This window comes from Mesorhizobium sp. M7A.F.Ca.US.006.01.1.1 (assembly GCF_003997935.1).
Classification (GTDB): domain Bacteria; phylum Pseudomonadota; class Alphaproteobacteria; order Rhizobiales; family Rhizobiaceae; genus Mesorhizobium.
Genome location: NZ_RZQL01000415.1, coordinates 1 through 3,531, shown reverse-complemented (window position 1 = coordinate 3,531; position 3,531 = coordinate 1). Strand labels below are relative to the sequence as shown.

The 3,531-nt window shown below is 63.8% G+C and carries 4 protein-coding genes and 1 pseudogene; 3 read left to right on the top strand and 2 right to left on the bottom strand.

Features of this window, described 5'->3' with window-relative positions:
- Both EN943_RS36095 and EN943_RS36090 read left to right on the top strand, forming a co-directional pair.
- Nucleotides 1-346 (top strand): annotated as a pseudogene (locus EN943_RS36095) (EamA family transporter RarD); the annotation flags it as partial.
- 9 nt (nt 347-355) lie between these two features.
- Nucleotides 356-1,042, top strand: coding sequence for a glutathione S-transferase family protein (locus EN943_RS36090; RefSeq protein WP_127416510.1), 687 nt, complete (start codon nt 356-358; stop codon nt 1,040-1,042).
- 16 nt (nt 1,043-1,058) lie between these two features.
- Here the strand turns inward: EN943_RS36090 and EN943_RS36085 are convergent, their stop codons facing one another.
- Nucleotides 1,059-2,057 carry a transporter gene (locus EN943_RS36085; protein WP_127416509.1) on the bottom strand — a complete coding sequence of 333 codons (999 nt, stop codon included), beginning with the start codon at nt 2,055-2,057 and terminating at the stop codon, nt 1,059-1,061.
- Nucleotides 2,058-2,232: 175 nt separating this feature from the next.
- Nucleotides 2,233-2,523, bottom strand: a complete 291-nt coding sequence (locus tag EN943_RS36080; RefSeq protein WP_127416508.1) for a muconolactone Delta-isomerase family protein — start codon at nt 2,521-2,523, stop codon at nt 2,233-2,235.
- Nucleotides 2,524-2,632: 109 nt separating this feature from the next.
- Here EN943_RS36080 and EN943_RS36075 point away from each other — a divergent pair.
- The coding region (locus tag EN943_RS36075; protein WP_127416507.1) for a LysR substrate-binding domain-containing protein at nt 2,633-3,531 on the top strand (899 nt) is incomplete at its 3' end.

Below are 3,531 nucleotides of genomic sequence, written 5' to 3'. Positions count from 1 at the left end.
GTCGGTGCCGGCACTTGGTTACATCGTTTATCTGATAGCGACCGGGCAGGACCACATCGTATCCAGCAGTGGTGCCGATACGGCGCTGCTGATCGGCTGCGGTCCGGTCACATCGGTGCCGTTGTTGCTGTTCGCCTTCGGCGCCAAGCTGTTGCGCCTGTCAACCATCGGCATCATGCAATACATCGCGCCGACCATGGTGTTTTTGATCGCCGTTCTGGTCTTCGACGAGCCTTTCGGCACCATCCAGGCCATCGCCTTTGCGCTGATCTGGGCGGCACTGGCGGTCTATTCCTGGTCGATGTTGACGACAGCGCGCCGGGCCGCGCCGCAGCCCGCACGGTAAGGGTTTCGGATGTACCTGCTGCACATCGCCAACAAGAATTATTCCTCATGGTCGCTGCGGCCTTGGGTGTTGATGCGAGAGCTGGATATCCCATTCGAGGAGCGGCTGACGCCATTCCCGACCGGCTCGAGCTGGAGCCTCTACCGGCCATTCTCGCCGAGCGGCCGCGTGCCGTGCCTGATCGACGACGGCTGGGCGGTCTGGGATTCGCTGGCCATCGTCGAGTATCTCGCCGAACGCCACCATGGCGTGTGGCCCGTCGAAGCCAAGGCGCGCGCCTGGGCACGCTCGGCCGCCGCCGAGATGCATTCGAGCTTCACCGCATTGCGCAGCGCCTGTCCGATGAGTTGCGGCGTGCGGGTAAAGCCGTTTCCGATGTCCGATGCGCTGAAGCAGGACCTCTTTCGCCTCGGTGACCTCTGGAACGATGGCCTTGCCCGTTTCGGCGGGCCGTTTCTGGCCGGCGCTCATTTCACCGCCGTCGATGCTTTCTTTGCCCCGGTGGCGTTCCGCGCACAGTCCTATGGGCTCTCCTTCGAGGGTGCGGCTGCAGCCTATCCGGCGCAATTGCTTGCCTTGGCGGCGATGCGCGAATGGCATGCGGCTGGGCTTGCCGAGACCTGGCGCGAGCCCGATCACGAAGCGGAAGTGGCGGCCGCCGGCACCGTCATCGAGGATCTTCGCGCCAAGGCGTGAAAGCCGCCGGTGGGTGCTACATCTGTCCGAGCCGCCTGACAAAGAGATAGGTCGCGCCCGCGATCACCATCGACACAGCCGTCACCACCCAAAAGCCCATTGGCGTGTCGACCAGCGGCAGGCCCCCAACGTTCATGCCGAACAGGCCCGAGATGATGGTCATCGGCAACAGCACCGCCGTCATCACCGACAACACGTAAAGCAGCCGGTTCGATTGCGTCGTCAGCTTGGCCATCAGTTCGTCCTGCAGCAGCCGGGCGCGCGCCTGCAATTGTTCGCCGTCATAGTGCAATGTCTGCGCCCGGTGCGACAGCCGCGCCGCCATGTCATTGATGGAATCGGGCAGGTCGTTGCGGTGCGAATGATCGAGATGGCGAAACAGATTGGTCAGCGTCGCCATCTGCCTGTGGATCACCACCAGATGCCGGCGCGCGTCGACGAGGGATTGCCGTTCATTGTGCCATGCGTCGCAGACGATACGGTCTTCGATGCCGTCGAGACTGTCGCCGAGTGCCGCAAGTTCCGCCACCATGCCATCGAACGACTGGCCGACGACAGCCTCGATCAACTCGGCTGGCGAGCGGAACTTGCGCGATCCATTCTCGATCGCCTTGCGGATGTTGTCGACCGACTGCAGCGGTTGCTTGCGAGCGCCGACCAGCGTCGTGTCGTTGAGCGCGAAGCGGAAATGACCAAGCCCGCCCGCTTCCGCCGAATAGTCATGGCGCAGGTCCGGCAGATCGCCATAGAGCCAGTCGTCCTCGAGGTCGATGTGGCAGCCATGGCTGGCGGACAGGAAAGCTTCACGCACCGGTGCCGGCAAAGCCTGATCGGCGCCGATTTCGTGGCGGGCCCGCATGTCGGAAAGCTGGTAGCTGCGCCATGTCCAGTGCGCGGCGGTGGCGTCCCTGGTTCGCACGCCCTCAGCGGTGAAGTGATAGATGAAGAACAGTCCGTGCTCGTCGGGCAGGTAAGGCGACAGGTCGGTGCCTTCCGGGGCGAGAGTGATATCCATGGGGCGGTGCCAGATGCATGTTCCGAAGATGGCACCGCACGGCGGCTGCCTGGCCTTGATTTCTAGCACGAGCGAACCCGGTTCCGTGTGACGGTTTCTTGACAGTCGATCACAGTCTGTCGATCACCTGAGTCAATCCGGTGGTGACGCCTTCGCCACCCCCGGATGTGCCCTGTCAGTGCTTCGGGCCGAAGCCGGGGTAGGGCTTGAGGGGCACGATTGCGGCAATGTCCATCATGCCGGCCTTGACCAACGGCAAGGTGGCGAGGTGCCCGCGAACCTCAGCATCGTCGGCAGCCTCGAGCATCATGCCGCTGCCCGGGACGTCGCCTCGGTTCCACACCTGACGTACCGCCCCTTCGGCGTAGAGCGTGCGCCGCTGTTCGGCTTCGCCGGGCAGAAGCGGAGCGAAATCGGCATCGGCAAATTTTTCGGTGTTGCGAGCGAGAAGGGCAAAGAACTGCATGGCGGTCTCCTTTGGTTGGATGGCCGATTATCGCTTTTGGCTGGTCAGACAGTCCAAGACTGATTAGGTTAAAGTTGAGACCTAAGGGGACTTGAGCCTTGGAGGATAAATGTTCGACCTGCGCCAGCTCCGCTATTTCGTCACGGTCGCCGAAACCGGAAATGTCGGGCGCGCAGCCGAAATGCTGCATATTTCCCAGTCGCCACTCAGCCGGCAGATCATCCAGCTCGAGGAGCAGTTGGGTGTTTCCCTCTTTGAAAGGTCGAAGCAGCGGATCCATCTCAACGCCGAGGGCCGCGCCTTCCTCACCGAGGCCCGCGCGCTGCTGTCCAATGCGCGACGTGTGGAGGAGTTCGGCCGCAACCTGGCCAGCGGCGCCGTCGGCCGGCTCGCCATCGGCTATGTCGAAGGGGCCGTTCATGCCGGGCTTGTCGCCGGGATGCTGCGCCAGTTCCGTCGCGATCGGCCGGATTTCCACCTGCAGCTGAGAAGCCTGCGTTCGGCGGCGCAGTTGGAAGGGCTACGGCAGCGGTCGCTGGATCTGGGCTTTGTCTACTCCTCGCCACCCGATGATGATCCGGATGTCGCCGCCATGGCGCTGCGGCATGAGCCGCTGGTGCTGGCGATCCCCGAAGATGACCCACTCGTTGAAGTGCCAGAGATCGGGCCTCACCATCTTGACGGTCGCACCTGGATCACCGTCGTGCGCCAGCCGGACGACACCAATCGCGGCCAGTTCCTTGCCGCCTGCGCCAAAGCCGGCTTTTTGCCCGACATCGCCTATGAGACGGCGGACCCGCTGACCTCGCTCGGCCTTGTCAGCGCGGGTCTCGGCTTGGCGACGGTGCAAGCCAGCCTGCGTGCCGCCGCGCCGCCGCGGATCGTGTTTCGCGACCTGCCGTGGTTCGACCGCACGGTTTCACTCCATCTCGCCTGGCGGCGTCATGACCGGCGCGCGGTGATTGCCGATTTGCGGCAGGCTGCGGCGGAAGAGGGGAGTAGGGGAGT

Excerpts from the sequence above, each read along its gene's own strand:
- EN943_RS36090 (WP_127416510.1), top strand. The coding sequence starts at position 356 with ATGTACCTGCTGCACATCGCCAACAAGAATTATTCCTCATGGTCGCTG.
- EN943_RS36085 (WP_127416509.1), bottom strand. The coding sequence starts at position 2,057 with ATGGATATCACTCTCGCCCCGGAAGGCACCGACCTGTCGCCTTACCTG.
- EN943_RS36080 (WP_127416508.1), bottom strand. The coding sequence starts at position 2,523 with ATGCAGTTCTTTGCCCTTCTCGCTCGCAACACCGAAAAATTTGCCGAT.